At 62.6% G+C, this 16,252-nt stretch carries 16 protein-coding genes, 1 tRNA gene and 1 riboswitch; of the genes, 13 read left to right on the top strand and 4 right to left on the bottom strand.

Features of this window, described 5'->3' with window-relative positions:
* Positions 1–162: 162 nt before the first annotated feature.
* Both nrdR and glyA read right to left on the bottom strand, forming a co-directional pair.
* Positions 163–645 carry a transcriptional regulator NrdR gene (gene nrdR, locus PQR54_RS04360; RefSeq protein WP_012431825.1) on the bottom strand — a complete coding sequence of 161 codons (483 nt, stop codon included), beginning with the start codon at positions 643–645 and terminating at the stop codon, positions 163–165.
* Positions 646–651: 6 nt separating this feature from the next.
* Positions 652–1,899: a serine hydroxymethyltransferase gene (gene glyA, locus PQR54_RS04355; protein ID WP_012431824.1), complete on the bottom strand. Its 1,248-nt coding sequence runs from the start codon at positions 1,897–1,899 to the stop codon at positions 652–654.
* A gap of 166 nt (positions 1,900–2,065) precedes the next feature.
* Positions 2,066–2,174, bottom strand: a riboswitch (ZMP/ZTP riboswitch).
* 241 nt (positions 2,175–2,415) lie between these two features.
* Between glyA and ydfG the strand changes: the two genes are divergently transcribed.
* From ydfG to PQR54_RS04300, 11 genes are all read left to right on the top strand, one after another.
* Positions 2,416–3,162 (top strand): bifunctional NADP-dependent 3-hydroxy acid dehydrogenase/3-hydroxypropionate dehydrogenase YdfG, encoded by a 747-nt coding sequence (ydfG, locus tag PQR54_RS04350; RefSeq protein ID WP_408244210.1) that lies wholly within the window; start codon positions 2,416–2,418, stop codon positions 3,160–3,162.
* 81 nt (positions 3,163–3,243) lie between these two features.
* Entirely contained in the window at positions 3,244–3,723 is a 480-nt protein-coding gene (gene ybgC / locus PQR54_RS04345) for a tol-pal system-associated acyl-CoA thioesterase (protein WP_408244254.1), read from the top strand.
* Positions 3,724–3,878: 155 nt separating this feature from the next.
* Positions 3,879–4,556 carry a protein TolQ gene (gene tolQ / locus PQR54_RS04340; RefSeq protein ID WP_012431821.1) on the top strand — a complete coding sequence of 226 codons (678 nt, stop codon included), beginning with the start codon at positions 3,879–3,881 and terminating at the stop codon, positions 4,554–4,556.
* Positions 4,557–4,566: 10 nt separating this feature from the next.
* Positions 4,567–5,013 carry a protein TolR gene (gene tolR / locus PQR54_RS04335; RefSeq protein WP_012431820.1) on the top strand — a complete coding sequence of 149 codons (447 nt, stop codon included), beginning with the start codon at positions 4,567–4,569 and terminating at the stop codon, positions 5,011–5,013.
* The gene (tolA, locus tag PQR54_RS04330; protein WP_408244209.1) at positions 5,010–6,029 is read left to right on the top strand and encodes a cell envelope integrity protein TolA; all 1,020 of its coding nucleotides are present in this window, start codon (positions 5,010–5,012) and stop codon (positions 6,027–6,029) included. Before tolR ends, tolA begins: the two co-directional genes overlap by 4 nt.
* A gap of 140 nt (positions 6,030–6,169) precedes the next feature.
* Positions 6,170–7,462 (top strand): Tol-Pal system beta propeller repeat protein TolB, encoded by a 1,293-nt coding sequence (tolB, locus tag PQR54_RS04325; protein ID WP_408244208.1) that lies wholly within the window; start codon positions 6,170–6,172, stop codon positions 7,460–7,462.
* Between the two features lie 32 nt (positions 7,463–7,494).
* Positions 7,495–8,004: a peptidoglycan-associated lipoprotein Pal gene (gene pal / locus PQR54_RS04320; protein ID WP_408244207.1), complete on the top strand. Its 510-nt coding sequence runs from the start codon at positions 7,495–7,497 to the stop codon at positions 8,002–8,004.
* Between the two features lie 19 nt (positions 8,005–8,023).
* Complete coding sequence (ybgF, locus tag PQR54_RS04315) at positions 8,024–8,773, top strand: tol-pal system protein YbgF (protein WP_408227155.1); 750 nt, start codon at positions 8,024–8,026, stop codon at positions 8,771–8,773.
* A 185-nt stretch (positions 8,774–8,958) separates the two neighbouring features.
* Positions 8,959–9,034: transfer RNA gene (locus PQR54_RS04310), tRNA-Lys, on the top strand.
* A gap of 351 nt (positions 9,035–9,385) precedes the next feature.
* Positions 9,386–9,844 (top strand): hypothetical protein, encoded by a 459-nt coding sequence (locus PQR54_RS04305; RefSeq protein ID WP_408244206.1) that lies wholly within the window; start codon positions 9,386–9,388, stop codon positions 9,842–9,844.
* 234 nt (positions 9,845–10,078) lie between these two features.
* Positions 10,079–10,891, top strand: a complete 813-nt coding sequence (locus PQR54_RS04300) for a mechanosensitive ion channel family protein (RefSeq protein WP_408244205.1) — start codon at positions 10,079–10,081, stop codon at positions 10,889–10,891.
* A gap of 129 nt (positions 10,892–11,020) precedes the next feature.
* Here the strand turns inward: PQR54_RS04300 and PQR54_RS04295 are convergent, their stop codons facing one another.
* Positions 11,021–11,692: a DedA family protein gene (locus PQR54_RS04295; protein ID WP_408244204.1), complete on the bottom strand. Its 672-nt coding sequence runs from the start codon at positions 11,690–11,692 to the stop codon at positions 11,021–11,023.
* 206 nt (positions 11,693–11,898) lie between these two features.
* On the opposite strand from PQR54_RS04295, the gene mutL reads away from it, so the two are divergent.
* Both mutL and miaA read left to right on the top strand, forming a co-directional pair.
* Positions 11,899–13,974, top strand: coding sequence for a DNA mismatch repair endonuclease MutL (gene mutL / locus PQR54_RS04290; RefSeq protein WP_408244203.1), 2,076 nt, complete (start codon positions 11,899–11,901; stop codon positions 13,972–13,974).
* Positions 13,975–14,007: 33 nt separating this feature from the next.
* Positions 14,008–14,967: a tRNA (adenosine(37)-N6)-dimethylallyltransferase MiaA gene (gene miaA / locus PQR54_RS04285; protein ID WP_408244202.1), complete on the top strand. Its 960-nt coding sequence runs from the start codon at positions 14,008–14,010 to the stop codon at positions 14,965–14,967.
* Between the two features lie 71 nt (positions 14,968–15,038).
* On the opposite strand, the gene purM is transcribed toward miaA, so the two are convergent.
* The gene (gene purM, locus PQR54_RS04280; RefSeq protein WP_408244201.1) at positions 15,039–16,106 is read right to left on the bottom strand and encodes a phosphoribosylformylglycinamidine cyclo-ligase; all 1,068 of its coding nucleotides are present in this window, start codon (positions 16,104–16,106) and stop codon (positions 15,039–15,041) included.
* Positions 16,107–16,252: the final 146 nt, after the last annotated feature.

The raw sequence follows: 16,252 nt of genomic DNA, 5'->3' as shown, positions 1-16,252 counted from the left end.
TTTGCAGATCGCCCAACAATCGGCCGAACGGCCAGGTGGCACTCAGACGCTATCCCGCGCAAAAATGCACGCGACGAACCATAACGGCAGCGGGAGATACGGATGGACGAAACAACGCGGAAGAAAACGGCGACTCAAACGCAACGCGCGATGCGACTGCGTTCAGCGTTTGCGGGAAGGCTTGGGAGGAGAAGAGGCGCGGCGAAATTCTTCAATCACGTCTTCGAATTCGGAGACGTCTTCGAAGCGCCGGTAGACGGAAGCAAAACGAACGTAGGCAATGGTATCGAGCGCACGCAATTCGTTCATCACGAGTTCGCCGAGGCGCTCGCTGCGCACTTCGCGCTCGCCGCTGCCGAGCAGCAGATACTCGATGCGGGCAACCGCGGCGTCGATCGCGTCCGCTGCCACCGGGCGCTTGCGCAGCGCCAGTTGCATGCTCGCGACGATCTTGCGGCGGTCGAACTCGGTGCGGCTACCGTCCTTCTTGACGACCGACGGCAACGCCAGCTCGACCCGCTCATACGTCGTGAAACGTTTGTCGCAGGCCGGGCAGCGGCGGCGCCGGCGAATCGTCGCGCCGTCTTCGGATACGCGCGAGTCGACCACTTGCGTATCGGCGTGACGGCAGAAGGGGCAGTGCATGGCGGCTTAGCGGTAAACCGGGAAGCGCTGGGTCAGCTCAGCGACCTGGCCGCGCACACGTTCGATCGTGGCGGCGTCTTCCGGGTTGTCCAGCACGTCGGCGATCAGGTTACCCACCTGCTCGGCTTCCTTGACGCCGAAGCCACGCGTGGTCATGGCCGGCGAGCCGAGGCGCACGCCGCTCGTCACGAACGGCTTTTCCGGATCGTTCGGAATCGCATTCTTGTTGACCGTGATGTGAGCGGCGCCCAGCGCGGCTTCCGCAGCCTTGCCGGTGATCTTCTTCGCGCGCAGGTCGACGAGCATCACGTGACTTTCGGTGCGGCCCGACACGATGCGCAGACCGCGCTTCACCAGCGTCTCAGCCAGCACGCGCGCGTTCTCGACGACCTGTTGCTGATATGCCTTGAATTCCGGCGACAGTGCTTCCTTGAACGCGACAGCCTTGCCGGCGATCACATGCATGAGCGGACCGCCCTGAATGCCCGGGAAGATTGCCGAGTTGATCTGTTTTTCGAATTCGGCCTTCATCAGGATCACACCGCCGCGCGGGCCACGCAGGCTCTTGTGCGTGGTGGTGGTGACGAAATCGGCGTGCGGCACCGGGTTCGGATAGACGCCCGCGGCGATCAGACCGGCGTAATGCGCCATGTCGACCATGAAGTACGCGCCAACCGACTTGGCGATCTTCGACATGCGTTCGAAATCGATACGCAGCGAGAACGCGGAGGCGCCCGCCACGATCAGCTTCGGCTTGTGTTCCTGAGCGAGCTTCTCGGCAGCGTCGTAGTCGATGTCTTCGGCTTCGTTCAGGCCATAGCTGACCACGTTGAACCACTTGCCCGACATGTTGACCGGCGAACCGTGCGTGAGGTGGCCACCGTGCGCGAGGCTCATGCCCATGATCGTGTCGCCCGGCTTGAGCATGGCGAAGAACACGCCCTGGTTGGCCTGCGAGCCGGAGTTCGGCTGCACGTTCGCGGCTTCGGCGCCGAACAGTTGCTTCACACGATCGATCGCCAGCTGCTCGGCGACGTCGACGTACTCACAGCCGCCGTAATAGCGCTTGCCCGGATACCCTTCAGCGTACTTGTTCGTGAGTTGCGAGCCTTGCGCAGCCATGACAGCCGGGCTCGTGTAGTTTTCCGACGCGATCAGTTCGATATGCTCTTCCTGACGGCGGTTTTCCTGCTCGATGACCTTCCAGAGTTCAGGATCGACGTTGGCGATGGTGCTTTGGGCTCTGTCAAACATACGGATTCCGTTGAATGTGTTCAGGTTGACCGGATCGTGCGCCGAATCTTGCGTAGAGGGTACGCAGCGCTGCTGGCGGCTGGGCCAGCCCTGACGTGGCGGATGGAGAGTCGCCGCACACGCGAGGCAGGACAGCCACCGTCAGCGCAGATCAATGCGCGCGGATCACGGCTGCCCAGGCGAACGGCAAAACGGCACCCTGCGCTTCACGGTGGGTTGTTCCACCTTGAATCCGGTTGCTTGAACCGGTTCTATCGCCAGTCACGCAGGGATGAGCGCGTTAGTTTATTGGAAGCGGATCGAATAGGCAACCGGCTTCCGGCCGCTCCCGCAGACGCCCGTCGGGCGGGCCACAGAGCAGTCTTATGCGGCGCACAAACGTCTGAGGAAAATCCTACGGAAACTCGCGGCGCATCCCTGCCACGGCCTCTCGTGCGGTTGGTTCATCCTTGCCGCAGCGCCGCAATGGAAGTAGGCTTGGGGCCTTTCTCTCTTACCAGCCTGGGAACCACTGCAATGATCGTGTTCGTCACCGGAGCGTCCGCGGGATTCGGCGCCGCCATCGCTCGCGCCTTCGTCAAAGGCGGCCATCGCGTCGTCGCCACCGCTCGCCGCAAGGACCGCCTGCAAGAGCTCGCCGACGAACTCGGCGACGCGCTTCTGCCGTACGAGCTCGACGTGCGCGACCGTGCCGCCGTCGAGGCCGTGCCGGCCTCGCTGCCGGCCGATTTCGCCGCAATCGACGTGCTGGTCAACAATGCCGGCCTCGCGCTCGGCATCGAACCGGCGCAGAAAGCGAGTCTCGACGAATGGAACACCATGATCGAGACCAACTGCACAGGGCTCGTTCAAGTCACGCACGCGCTCCTTCCCGGCATGGTGGAACGCAATCGCGGCCATATTTTCAATCTCGGCTCGGCAGCCGGCAGCTGGCCTTACGCGGGCGGCAACGTCTACGGGGCCACCAAGGCGTTCGTGCATCAGTTCAGCCTGAATCTGCGCGCCGATGTAGCCGGCACCGCGCTGCGGGTGACGAACGTCGAGCCCGGCCTGTGCGGCGGCACCGAGTTCTCGAACGTGCGTTTTCGCGGCGACGACGTCAAAGCCGGCAAAATGTACGAAAACGTGCAGCCGCTGACGCCTGAAGACATCGCCGACTCGATCTACTGGATCGCCACGCGCCCGGCGCACGTCAACGTCAACACGATCGAACTGATGCCGGTGGCTCAATCGTTCGCCGCCTTGTCCGTCCATCGCGGCTGAAATCGGGCTGAAATCCCGGCTGAAGCCCGCCGGACGGGGCACACATCTTGAAACAGACCTGCGGGTGTGCGTTCCGGTAAAATGCGCCGCATGAATCTGTCGACCAGCCAGCCCGGCACGGAAATCGGCTACACGTGGCCGATCCGCGTGTACTACGAAGATACCGACGCCGGCGGCATCGTGTTTTACGCGAATTACCTGAAGTTTTTTGAACGGGCGCGGACCGAATGGCTGCGCGCGTGCGGTGTCGACCAGAATCGGCTCGCGGACGAAGCGGGCGCGATTTTCATCGTCCGCAGCACCGCGGTCGATTATCGGGCGCCGGCCCGACTGGACGACGTGGTCAACGTGGTCAGCCGGATCGAGCGGGTCGGCCGAGCGTCGGTCGATTTCGCACAGGAAGCGTGGCGGGACGGCACGCTGCTTGCTACCGGTTCCATCCGGATCGGCTGCGTGGACCGCACTGCGCTGCGGCCGGCCGCGATTCCTCCGCCGGTTCTCGCCGCCTTACGGCGCGGGCCGGGCGTGAGCGAGCCCGGCGTGTCAACGGACAAAGACTGAGCCCCGTTGTTACGGGGCCAGTGAACTCGTAACGATCAAGCAACACAAAGCATGGTTCGGCTTGCAATATCGCCGATGCTTCCGTTTTGCTCACGGCAAGCTTCGAGCGGCCTTGCAGCCGGACGCCCCCTTCCGGGACGTTAAAACGAACCTTTATGAACACTACACAAGATCTGTCGATCGTTTCACTCGTACTCAACGCAAGCCTGCTGGCGCAGGCTGTCATGGCTCTACTGCTGTTGCTATCGCTGTTGTCGTGGACTTTCATTTTCCGCAAGTGGTTTGCGATCCGCCGGGCGCGCGCGCAAACTGAGCGTTTCGAACGCGATTTCTGGTCGGGCGGCGACCTGCAGGCGCTGTATCAGAGCGCCGCGAACAACCGTCACACGATCGGCGCACTGGAACGGATTTTCGAATCCGGCATGCGCGAATTCCTGAAAGGCAAGGAAAAGCGCCTGAACGATTCGGGCGCGATTCTCGACGGCGCACGGCGCGCCATGCGTGCCGCGTTCCAGCGTGAAATGGACGTGCTCGAAGCCAACCTCGCGTTTCTCGCGTCGGTCGGCTCGGTCAGTCCGTATATCGGTCTGTTCGGCACGGTGTGGGGGATCATGAATGCGTTCCGCGGCCTCGCCAACGTGCAGCAGGCCACGCTGGCCAACGTCGCGCCGGGCATTGCCGAAGCGCTGACCGCCACCGCGATCGGTCTGTTCGCCGCGATTCCGGCCGTGGTTGCCTACAACCGCTACGCGCACGACATCGACCGTCTGGCAATCCGCTTCGAGACTTTCATCGAAGAATTCTCGAACATCCTGCAGCGCCAGGCACAGTAAGGAGTCCACGATGGCAGGCTCTCGCTCCTCCAGCATGCGCGGCAGCCGCTCGCGCCGCGCGATGGCCGACATCAATGTCGTGCCGTACATCGACGTGATGCTCGTGCTGCTCGTGATCTTCATGGTGACCGCGCCGCTCGTGGCCCCGTCGATCGTCAATCTGCCGACCGTCGGCGGCGCCGCGCCGCAACAGCAAACGCCGCCCGTGATCGTCAACATTCGCGCGGACGGCAACATGAGCGTCAAGTACAAGGACGATTCGGGCGCGCAACAGCAGGAGAACATGACGAAAGCCGATCTGAACGGCTTCATCGCCGATCGCGCGCAATCGCATCCTGATCAGCCCGTCGTGATCGCCGCCGACAAGACCGTCAAGTACGAAGTCGTGATGAACGTGATGTCCGAACTGAAAGCTCGCGGCGTCAAGCGCGTTGGATTGCTCGTCAAATCGCAATGATCCGCAAGAATTCCGAATACCCGCTCCAGCCACCGCGTGAACGCGGCACCGGGCGAGCCTTTGCGTTCGCGCTGGTGATGCACGCGCTGCTCGGGTTCTTCCTGTATCACGGCATTCAGTGGCAAAACAGTACGCCGGAAGGCGCGGAAGCGGAGTTGTGGACCGAGGTGCCGGATACGGCGATCCCTCGTCCCGTTCCGCCGCCGCCCGCTCCGGTCGTGGCCCCTCCTCCGCCGGTGCGCGACGAACAGGCAGACATCGCGCTGCAGGAAAAGAAGCGTCAGCAGCAGCAAGCGGCTCGCGAGGCGCAATTAGCTGAACAGCAACGACAGCAGAAGCTGCAGGCGCAACAGGAAGCCGAGGCGAAGCGTCAGCAGCAACTTGCTGCTGACCAGGCGGCGCAACTCGCCGCGCAGAAAGCTGCGGCAGCCAAACAGAAGCAGCAGCAACAGCAGGCTGACAAGCAGAAGCAACAGCAATTGGCCGAGCAGCAAAAGCAGCAGCAGTTGAAAGAACAGCAGCAGGAACAGCAGCAGAAGCAAGCCGAGGCTGAAGCGCAGAAGAAGGCCGACGCTCAGAAGGCAGCGAAAGCCAAGGCTCAAGCCGAAGCCGCGGCGCAAGCGAAGAAAGCGGATGCCGAGCATCGCGCGCGCGTTGCGCAAATGATGCAAGGTTCGGCTGGCGGCACCAGTTCGAACAGCGACGGGCTTGGCAAGAGTGGCACGGGCAGCGGCTCGGGTGGCACGGCGACATCGCCGGGGTACTCCGACAAGGTGCGTCGTGCGGTGCGCCCGAATATCTCGTGGGGCGGCGAAACGAGCGGTCTCGAGACAGTGGTCTCCGTACGCTGCTCACCGACGGGTACCTTGCTTGGCGCATCGATTTCGCGCAGCAGCGGCAACGCGGCGTGGGACGATGCCGCACTGCGCGCCGTCCAGCGTACCGATCCGATGCCTCAGGACATCAATGGCAAGACACCGACCAGCTTCCTGATTACGTTGCGCCCGGCCGGTTGATTCACAGTAGTTCGACAGTCAGTTGACAGTAGACTCCGCGCCCTGCCCACCGGGGCGCGCTCGGGAACGAATTAGTTCTTTTCGGGTCTGTCTGCTGTCTTGAAGCGTTAGTAAAACCGTTTTTGGGGAATCCATACAGCATGAGTTTGATGACCAAGCTAGGCCTGCGAACACTTGTAGCGTCGTGCCTGATCGCCGTCGGCGGCGCCGCCCACGCACAACTCAACGTCCTCGTGACAGGCGTCGGGTCCACCCAGTTTCCGATCGCAACGGCGAATTTCGCCAACGAAGCGAACTCGCCGCAGCAAGTCAGCACGATCGTGCGTCAGGATCTGCAACGCAGCGGCAAATTCACGAACATCGACGCGGGCTCCACGCCGGTTGCCGAAACGGATTCCGTCGACCTCGGCAGCTGGAAGGCCAAGGGCGCCAACGCGTTCGTGTCGGGCAGCGTGAACCGCTTGCCGAACGGCCAGTACGAAGTGCGCTTCAAGCTGTACGACACCGTCAAGGGCGAAAGCCTCGGCGGCCTCGTGCTGGTGAGCCCGGAAAGCGGCCTGCGCATGAGCGCGCACAAGGTCGCGGACTACATCTACGCGAAGCTGATGGGCGGTCGCGGCGTGTTCGCCACGCGCCTGTCGTACGTCATCAAGACGGGCGGCCGTTATCAATTGCAGATCTCCGATTCGGACGGCCAGGACGCGCACATCGCGCTGTCGAGCCCCGAGCCGATCATCTCGCCGGCATGGTCGCCTGACGGCACCAAAGTCGCTTACGTTTCGTTCGAAAAGAAGAAGCCGATCGTCTATATCCACGATCTGCCTACGGGCCGTCGCGTGGTCGTTTCGGACCAGAAGGGCAACAATAGCGCGCCGGCGTGGTCGCCGGACGGACGCACGCTGGCCGTCGCGCTCTCGCGCACCGGCAACACGCAGATTTTCGCCGTCAATGCGGACGGCAGCGGCCTGCGCCGTCTCACGCAAGGCAGCTCGATCGACACCGAACCGTGCTTCTCGCCTGACGGCCAGTCGATCTATTTCACCAGCGACCGTGGTGGTCAGCCGCAGATCTACAGGATGTCGGCGCAAGGTGAAAACGCCGGCGCCGCGCAACGCGTCACGTTCACTGGCAGCTACAACACCAGCCCGCGCGTGAGCCCGGACGGCAAACAGCTCGCTTATATCTCGCGCGTCGGCGGCGGGTTCAAGCTGTATATCCAGGACCTGCAAGGCAACACCGCCACAGGCCTGACGGACACGACACATGACGAATCGCCGAGCTTCGCGGCGAACGGTCAGTACATTCTTTACGCCACACAGGTGAACGGCCGTGGCGTGTTGGCCGCAGTATCGACCGACGGTCGCACTCGGCAGGTCCTGTCCGTTCAGGGTGGCAGCGTACGCGAGCCATCCTGGGGCCCGTTTATGCAATAACGTTGATGCAATAACACAAGGAGAGTACTCAAATGATGTCAAAACTTCGCTTCGCTTTCGCCGTACTGATGCTCGGTGCGCTGGCCGCATGTCACTCGGGCGTCAAGCTCGATGAAAACGCTAACAAGGGTGGTACGGTTTCGGCACAGCCGAACCCGAACGATGTGGCAACGGTCAATGTCGACCCGCTGAACGATCCGAACAGCCCGCTGGCCAAGCGCAGCATTTACTTCGACTTCGACAGCTACTCGGTCAAGGACGACTACCAATCGCTGCTGCAACAACACGCGCAATACCTGAAAAGTCATCCGCAACGCCACGTCCTGATCCAGGGCAACACCGACGAACGCGGCACCAGCGAGTACAACCTGGCACTCGGCCAGAAGCGTGCTGAAGCTGTGCGCCGTTCGCTGTCGCTGATGGGCGTGACGGACTCGCAAATGGAAGCCGTGAGCCTCGGCAAGGAAAAGCCGCAAGCTACGGGTCATGACGAATCGTCGTGGGCACAAAACCGCCGCGCCGACCTCGTGTACCAACAGTAAGTAACGGGTGATGAGCCGAATGACGCATCGTTTCTCCTGGCTGCGGTTTGCCGCAGCGGCCTGCGTCGCAGGCACGGCCTTCGCGGCCGTGCCCGCCCATGCGGGCATTTTCGACGACGATCAGGCCCGTCAGGCTATTCTCGATCTGCGTTCGAAGACCGATAGCCTGTCGAGTCAGTTGTCGGCCGCGCAGCGCACCATCCTCGATCAGTCCAACCGTCTCGACCAGCTGAATCAGCAGGTCGCCACGCTGCGTGGACAGAACGAGGACATGGCCAACCAGCTCGCCACGGTGCAAAAGCAGCAAAAGGACTACTACACCGATCTGGACACACGCCTGAAGAAATTCGAGCCGCAGCAGCAGACGGTGGACGGCGTCCAGGGCGAGGTGCAGCCGGGTGAGACGGAGTCGTTCAACGCGGCTTCACAGCAGTTCCGCAACGGCGACTTCAAGAATGCGGCGGCGTCGTTCCGCACTTTCATCTCCAAGTTCCCGAATAGCCCTTACCAGCCGACCGCGCAGTACTGGCTCGGCAACGCGTTGTATGCACTGCGCGACTACAAGGGTTCGACGGCGACCTGGCAGGGTGTGGTGCAGAAATATCCGCAGCATCCGCGGGCGCCGGAAGCGCTGCTGGCAATTGCTAACAATCAGCTCGAGCAAGGTCAGAAGGCTGCGGCCAAGAAGACGCTGGAGCAGATCGTCGCGCAATACGGCGGCTCGGACGTCGCACAGTCGGCGCAGAGCAAGCTATCGCAGATCAAGTAGTTGTGGTATTGCTCAAGTAGTTGGCAGTAACGCGCAGTGACCGACGTCATAGCCACGCGCGCCTCTCGCTGGAAAGCCCGGGTAGCGATGCCCGGGCTTTTCACTATCTGAAGTGCCGATCGCTCGGATGGCCGCGATGGGTTGACAGCGCAGCGAGGCTATCGCTATAATTTCGCTTCTCTTTTGGGTCGTTAGCTCAGCTGGTAGAGCAGCGGACTTTTAATCCGTTGGTCACAGGTTCGAATCCCGTACGGCCTACCAAAAGATTCAAGGGCTTGCACGCGTTAGCGTGCGAGCCCTTTTCTTTTTGCGGCTCAGGTTGCGCGATGCAACCCCGCGTGGCGCTGCTGCCGTCACCGGCAAAAGTGGCATTCACGCCGACCTCTCCAACCCCTCCGCTCGCGCGCACCGACACCCAGAAAGTCACGCAAAAACGCTCGCGAAATTTATATCACAGCTACATATAACTGCCGATTACGTTGCGGACATTTCCCGCAGCACTCGCCACCATTTCCCACAACACAACCGGCGTTTTCCCGCGCCAACGCTATCGGTACAGACAGGAAACAACGGACTCCGAACCGGACATTTATTGAGACATAAAGACGTGCAATGATCGCCGCCGGTCCAGCGACACACACTGCGACTCTGCGTGAGCAGACGCTTTGCCAACGCCGCAGCCTCCTGCGCTTTCACTACACCGATATGACTAATTTTCTGTTCGACCTGTTCTCGAACTTCGCTCTGCTTGCCTTTGTGCTGGCAGCCTGTCAGCTGTGCAATCGCTTCGTCCCCGGCGCGGCACTCAATGGCTCGCATATATTCGCCGCGCTGGCATCAGCCGCATTCCTGCTCGATGCAGCGCTGACCTTTTTAGTGTTTGCCGACTCGCAGAGCCGCTACGGTCAGTTCAGCACATCGACTGCATTTTTTGAGCGCGGCGGCGCATACCTGCTCGCGATCATCGCCGCTCTCACCTGGCGTCGTACCGCACGCCGCGCAAAAGTCAGCGCCGGCAAAACGCTCGTCATCCACACTTCGCCGTATTCGAAATCGAATCTGCCGATGTGAGGCACGGCAAGCGCCAACACACCGAAAGCGTCCGCCGAACCGCCTGCTTTTCCCGCCAGACATGGCCTATGAGCAACTGGAACGGTCCTTGCGGATGCCCGCGCCGTCGCCTATAACTTCCGAAGACCGAGTGTTACCCCGAGTTACCGTTTGCGCCCGCCGCCGGGCATTTGCCGCTGTATTGCACCACCGCTGTCCAATCAGTCGAAGGCAACTCACCCAGCGAGGAACATCTTGGATCTCGAAACTGTACGCGTCTTCATCATGACCCGAGGCATCGACCTCGGCACCAAGGTCGTCGGGGCGATCGTCCTTTGGATCGTCGGCCGTTGGCTCATCGGCATGATCACCGGACTACTGCGCAAAGTGCTGGCGCGCAACGGCCGGGTCGATCCCACGCTGGCGCATTATCTCGGGTCGATTCTCGGCGCACTGCTGAACCTGCTGCTGATACTCGCGATCCTGCAGGTGTTCGGTGTACAGACGACGTCGTTTGCCGCGTTGCTCGCCGGCCTGGGCCTCGCGATCGGCACTGCCTGGGGCGGCCTGCTTGCCCACTTCGCGGCGGGCGTGTTCATGCAGGTATTGCGGCCGTTCAAGGTCGGCGATTTCGTCACCGCGGGCGGCGTTACCGGCACAGTTTCGGAGTTGGGTCTGTTCGGCACGACCATCGTGACGCCGGACAACGTGACGACCATCGTCGGCAATAACAAGATCTTTTCCGACACCATCTCGAACTACAGCATCCTTCCGGTGCGGCGCGTCGAGCTGACGGCGAAGATCGCCAACGGCGTGGATCCGACGGACGCGATGAACCGGTTGAAGGCGGCCGTCACGCAGATTCCGAACGTGGCCGAGAGTCCCGCGCCGGACATCGAAGTGCTGACCTTCACGCCGGAAGGCCCCCTGCTTTGCGTGCGGCCTTACACGAGCAATGAGCACTATTGGCAGGTCTACTTCGACACCAATCGCGCGATCATCCAGACGTTCAAGGAAGCAGGCTACCCGACGCCGGAAACGCCGCTGGCGCCGCGTGCGGTGACCTGAGCATCGTCGTGAGACGCGGATGTTTCGCGTCGTCAATTGTCAAATCCACGAGATCGGAAGACCAAAAGAAAACGGCGTCGCGAGATTCGCGACGCCGCTTTTCATCTGGATACCTCTACGGCGAAAACCTCAGCGGTTGTTCGCACTCGACGTGGTCTTGCGCATCATCTTCCACAACGCTCCGAGCAGGACAGGCACAACCGCCGCGCCAATACCCACCAGCACGATCACATTCAGATACTGACGGATAAACGGAATGTTGCCGAAGAAGTAGCCGAGCAACGTCAGCAGCAACACCCAGAAAAAAGCGCCGGCAAAGTTGAACAACTGGAACCGGCTCACCGTCATTTCCGATGCGCCCGCAACGAACGGCGCGAAGGTCCGCACCACCGGAATGAAACGCGCCAGCACGATGGTTTTGCCGCCATGCTTCTCGTAGAAGTTGTGCGTCTTCTGCAGTGCGCGGCGATCGAGAAAGCGTTCGAGAAAAGGAATGTGCGAATTGAATACCCGCGGCCCGATGGCCCGCCCGATCATATAGTTGACGGTATTGCCGGCGATGGCCGCCACGAGCAGCAACACGATCAGCAACCCTATGTTCATTTCGCCAGTCGCGCAAAAAGCCCCGCCGATGAACAGCAGCGAATCGCCCGGCAGAAACGGCAGGATCACGAGCCCGGTTTCGCAGAACACGATCAGAAACAGCACCGCGTAGACCCAGGCGCCGTACACATGAATGAAGTCTCCGAGGAACTTGTCGATATGCAACACAAGGTTGACGAAATGTAGCAACGTGTCCAAAGAGAATCCTTTATGAAGCGAATATGACGATGGCAAGAACAGCCGTGTGAACAGGCCTGTTGGCGATGGCGGCGAGCGCTCACTCGCCGCCGGAAATTGACCGCGTCATGATACAGAAAGTGCCCGGCCACAATTAAAAATCTCCCGCACGTGGGTGTGCTTGCGCGCGCTGCGGGCTTGCCGCGCCGAATCGCTATAATTTCGCCATGTCCGAATTCTCCGAAACGCCTGCCGGCCTCGACGCCGCGACCGCGGTTTCCGCCGCCGCGCCCGCCCCACGCCCGTTACGCGCGATCCAGCCCCTTCCCGATCAGTTGATCAGCCAGATCGCCGCCGGTGAGGTGGTCGAGCGACCGGCCTCGGTCGTCAAGGAACTGCTGGAAAATGCGCTCGATGCGGGCGCGCAGTCGCTGCGCATCCTGCTCGACGAAGGCGGCGTCAAGCGCATCTCGATCACCGACGACGGCTGCGGCATCCCCGAAAACGAACTCGTGCTCGCGCTGATGCGCCACGCCACCAGCAAAATCCGCTCGCTTGCCGAGCTGGAAGCGGTGGCCACGCTGGGGTTCCGCGGCGAGGCGCTGGCCTCGATTGCCTCGGTCGCGCAGATGACCATTACGAGCCGCACGGCCGAGGCGGCGCACGCGGTGCGGGTGGACGCGGACACCGGCGTGCTAAGCCCGGCGGCGGGCACTCAGGGCACCACAATCGAAGTCCGCGAGTTGTATTTCAACACGCCGGCGCGCCGTAAGTTTCTGAAGAGCGAGCAGACCGAACTCGGCCATTGTCTCGAACAGATTCGCCGCGCGGCGCTGGCGCGGCCGGATGTCGCGATTTCGGTGCTGCATAACGGCAAGGCGGTCGAACACTGGAACGCCAGCGAGCCGCCAGTGCGGGTCGCGAAGATTCTCGGCGAGACGTTCGCGACGGCCCATCTGCCGCTAGACGAATCCGCGGGACCGCTGGCCGTCTACGGTTGCGCGGGTCTGCCGACCGCGAGCCGTGGGCGGGCCGATCAGCAGTATTTTTTCGTCAACGGCCGCTTTGTGCGCGACAAACTGCTCACCCACGCCGTGCGCGCCGCTTATGAAGATGTCTTGCACGGCGAGCGCTATCCGTCCTACGTGCTGTTCCTCGATCTGCCGCCTGAAGCGGTCGATGTGAACGTGCATCCGTCGAAGATCGAAGTGCGGTTCCGCGATTCGCGCTCGATACACCAGTTCGTCTTTCACGCCGTGCAGCGCGCGCTGGCGCGGCATGCGGGCGCATCGCCGGAAACGACGGCCGGCGGGCATGCGGCGCATCTGGAGCCCGCGGCCGGCGGACCGGTTTCGTTTGGCGCAACGCCGTTGGGCGGCGCGGGCATTGGCGGCGGCGCTTTCGGTGCGGGCAATGGCGCAGGCGGCCTCGGCGGCGGACTGGGTGGCGGCTTCGGTGGCGCATCGGGCGGCGGCTTCGGCTCGTCGCAGCCGGGCCAGCCAGGCAACACGTGGATGCGCCAGGCTCGCATGACGCAGGGCACGCTGCCGGTCGCACAACCGCTCGCGTTTTACGACGCGCTGTTCGGCCGCAGGGACACCAACCCCGGCACGGCAGAAGGCGCCACGCTGTTCGAAGCGCGCGACTCGGCAGCCGAATCGCCGTCGCCGTACAACACGTCCGCACCCTACCCGGCGCCCGCTTTCCACGCCGCCGACGAACAACCGCTCGGCTTCGCGCTCGGTCAGATCCACGGCATCTACGTGCTGGCGCAGAACGCGCACGGACTGGTGATCGTCGACATGCACGCCGCGCACGAGCGCATTCTGTACGAGCAGTTCAAAAACGCGCTGGCCGATCGCACGATTGCCGTGCAGCCGCTGCTGATCCCGCAGTCCATGCAGGCAGACCCGATCGAAATCGGCACCGTGGAAGAAGAGCGCGACACGCTCGACGCGCTCGGCTTCGACCTCGCCGTGCTGTCGCCCACCACGCTCGCGATCCGCGCCGTGCCGGCGCTGCTGAAAGACGCCGATCTGCAGGCGCTGGCGCGCGCGGTCCTCTCCGATCTGCATGCGTTCGGCGGCTCGCGCGTGTTGACCGAACGTCAGCACGAGATGCTCGGCACGCTCGCCTGCCATCACGCGGTGCGCGCGAATCGTCGTCTGACGCTCGATGAAATGAACGCGCTGCTGCGCCAGATGGAAGCCACCGAGCGCGCCGATCAATGCAATCACGGGCGTCCCACGTGGTATCAGTTGACGCTGTCCGATCTCGATCGGCTGTTCATGCGCGGGCAATGACGTGACGCTGCTTCGACGCGCACCCGCTTGCCCATGACCGCGCACACGACGTCGCGCATACCCACGGTCGTCCCGTGCCTGCTCGGCCCGACCGCATCCGGCAAAACCGCTGCCGCGCTGGCGCTCGCCGCGCGCCGCCCGGTGGAAATCATCAGTGTCGATTCAGCGCTGGTCTATCGCGAGATGGATATCGGCACGGCCAAGCCGACCGCTGAAGAACGCGCGGTGGCGCCGCATCATCTGATCGATATCGTCGATCCCACCGACGCCTATTCCGCCGCGCAATTCCGCGCCGACACTTTACGGCTGACCGCCGAGATCCACGCGCGCGGGCGGCTGCCGTTGCTGGTCGGCGGGACCATGCTGTACTACAAGGCGCTCACGCAAGGGCTCAACGATCTGCCCGCCGCCGACCCGGATGTGCGCGCCACGCTCGACGCCGACGCCGCACGCGAAGGCTGGCCGGCCCTGCATGCGCGGCTTGCCGCGCTCGACCCCATAACGGCTGCGCGGTTGGCGCCGAACGATTCGCAGCGGATTCAGCGGGCGCTTGAAATTTTCATGCTGACCGGACAGGCGATGTCCGCGTTGCTGGCTGCGCCCACCAGGCAAGACGACTCCGCGGCCGCATGGCGCTTCGTGCCGGTCGCACTGGAGCCGTCCGAGCGCAGCGTGCTCCATGCGCGCATCGAGAAGCGCTTCGATGCGATGCTGGCCGGCGGTTTCATCGATGAAGTGGTGAAGCTGCGCGAACGCGGCGACTTATTGCCCGAGATGGCGTCCATGCGTTGCGTGGGCTACCGGCAAGTCTGGGAGTATCTGGACGGCGCGGTCGATTATTCGACCATGCGCGACAAGGGCGTCTTCGCGACGCGGCAGTTGTGCAAGCGACAGCTCACATGGCTGCGAAGCATGCCAGAGCGGGTGGTGGTGGATTGCTGCGATCCGCACGCGACGGCGCGGGTGCTTGAAGCGATTGAAGCGTTGCTTTGAGATTGCTGCGAAGTTTTGAACCCGCGAGGTGAAGGTATTCTCACACCACGCGGGTCCCAAAAGCTTTGACTTTAGATCACCACAGTTTGAGCTTCACCGGCCGCGCTTTCGCGAATCACGCCGATTTTCCAGACTTGCTCGCCGGCAGCCGACAGCAGACCGATTGCCGCATCGGCATCAGCAGCCGACACGACCACCGCCATACCGATACCGCAGTTGAACACGCGATGCATTTCCGCATCCGCCACGCCGCCATGCTTTTGCAGCCACGAGAACAGCGGCGGCAACGGCCAGCCACGATGATCCAGTTCGGCCGTCAGGCCTTCACGCAACACGCGCGGAATATTCTCGACGAGGCCACCACCGGTGATGTGCGCCATGCCCTTGACGGCGATCTGCTGCATCAACGCCAGCAGCGGCTTCACATAAATATGCGTGGGCGCCATCAGCGCATCAGCCAGCGAGCGGCCGTCGAAATCCGCGTTCAGATCAGGCTGCGCGCGCTCGATGATCTTGCGCACCAGCGAAAACCCGTTCGAATGGATGCCGCTCGAAGCCAGACCCAGCACGATGTCGCCGGGGGCAATCGTGCTGCCGTCGATAATCTTGCTTTTTTCAACCGCGCCGACCGCGAAGCCGGCCAGATCGTACTCGCCGTCGGGGTACATGCCCGGCATTTCCGCGGTCTCGCCGCCGATCAACGCGCAACCCGACAGTTCACAGCCATGCGCGATGCCCTTCACGACCGTTGCCGCCGTGGCGACGTCCAGCTTGCCGCAGGCGAAATAGTCGAGGAAGAACAGCGGCTCGGCGCCCTGCACGAGAATGTCGTTCACGCTCATCGCCACCAGATCCTGGCCGACGGTGTCGTGTTTGTTCAGTTGAAACGCGAGACGCAGCTTGGTGCCGACGCCGTCGGTGCCTGACACCAGCACCGGCTCCTTGTACTTCTTCGGCACTTCGAACAGCGCGCCGAACCCGCCGATGCCACCCAGCACGCCGTCGCGCATCGTCTTTTTGGCAAAGGGCTTGATCGCGTCGACCAGGGCGTCGCCCGCGTCGATGTCCACGCCGGCGTCGCGATACGACAGACCTTGGGCCGAATCAGTTGAATTCGGGGCGGATTTCGGTTGATTCATGGGGAAGAGCTCGAAGGTCGGTAAAATGCGATTTTACCCGATGCCGACCAGAGTTGGCGCTTCAGCGCTTACTCTGGTCCCATACAGAGTTGCGGGCCGACTGGCTGGAATTTGCATCATCCTGAATGATCCGGTCGCGACGACAC

Origin of the sequence: Paraburkholderia phytofirmans (genome assembly GCF_046028095.1) — a bacterium.
GTDB classification, from domain to species: Bacteria; Pseudomonadota; Gammaproteobacteria; order Burkholderiales; family Burkholderiaceae; genus Paraburkholderia; species Paraburkholderia phytofirmans_A.
This window is presented reverse-complemented; position numbering and strand designations above follow the sequence as displayed.

Coding starts and splice junctions, on each gene's coding strand:
- nrdR (WP_012431825.1), bottom strand. CDS start 645: ATGCACTGCCCCTTCTGCCGTCACGCCGATACGCAAGTGGTCGACTCG.
- glyA (WP_012431824.1), bottom strand. CDS start 1,899: ATGTTTGACAGAGCCCAAAGCACCATCGCCAACGTCGATCCTGAACTC.
- ydfG (WP_408244210.1), top strand. CDS start 2,416: ATGATCGTGTTCGTCACCGGAGCGTCCGCGGGATTCGGCGCCGCCATC.
- ybgC (WP_408244254.1), top strand. CDS start 3,244: ATGCGCCGCATGAATCTGTCGACCAGCCAGCCCGGCACGGAAATCGGC.
- tolQ (WP_012431821.1), top strand. CDS start 3,879: ATGAACACTACACAAGATCTGTCGATCGTTTCACTCGTACTCAACGCA.
- tolR (WP_012431820.1), top strand. CDS start 4,567: ATGGCAGGCTCTCGCTCCTCCAGCATGCGCGGCAGCCGCTCGCGCCGC.
- tolA (WP_408244209.1), top strand. CDS start 5,010: ATGATCCGCAAGAATTCCGAATACCCGCTCCAGCCACCGCGTGAACGC.
- tolB (WP_408244208.1), top strand. CDS start 6,170: ATGAGTTTGATGACCAAGCTAGGCCTGCGAACACTTGTAGCGTCGTGC.
- pal (WP_408244207.1), top strand. CDS start 7,495: ATGATGTCAAAACTTCGCTTCGCTTTCGCCGTACTGATGCTCGGTGCG.
- ybgF (WP_408227155.1), top strand. CDS start 8,024: ATGACGCATCGTTTCTCCTGGCTGCGGTTTGCCGCAGCGGCCTGCGTC.
- PQR54_RS04305 (WP_408244206.1), top strand. CDS start 9,386: ATGATCGCCGCCGGTCCAGCGACACACACTGCGACTCTGCGTGAGCAG.
- mutL (WP_408244203.1), top strand. CDS start 11,899: ATGTCCGAATTCTCCGAAACGCCTGCCGGCCTCGACGCCGCGACCGCG.
- miaA (WP_408244202.1), top strand. CDS start 14,008: ATGACCGCGCACACGACGTCGCGCATACCCACGGTCGTCCCGTGCCTG.
- purM (WP_408244201.1), bottom strand. CDS start 16,106: ATGAATCAACCGAAATCCGCCCCGAATTCAACTGATTCGGCCCAAGGT.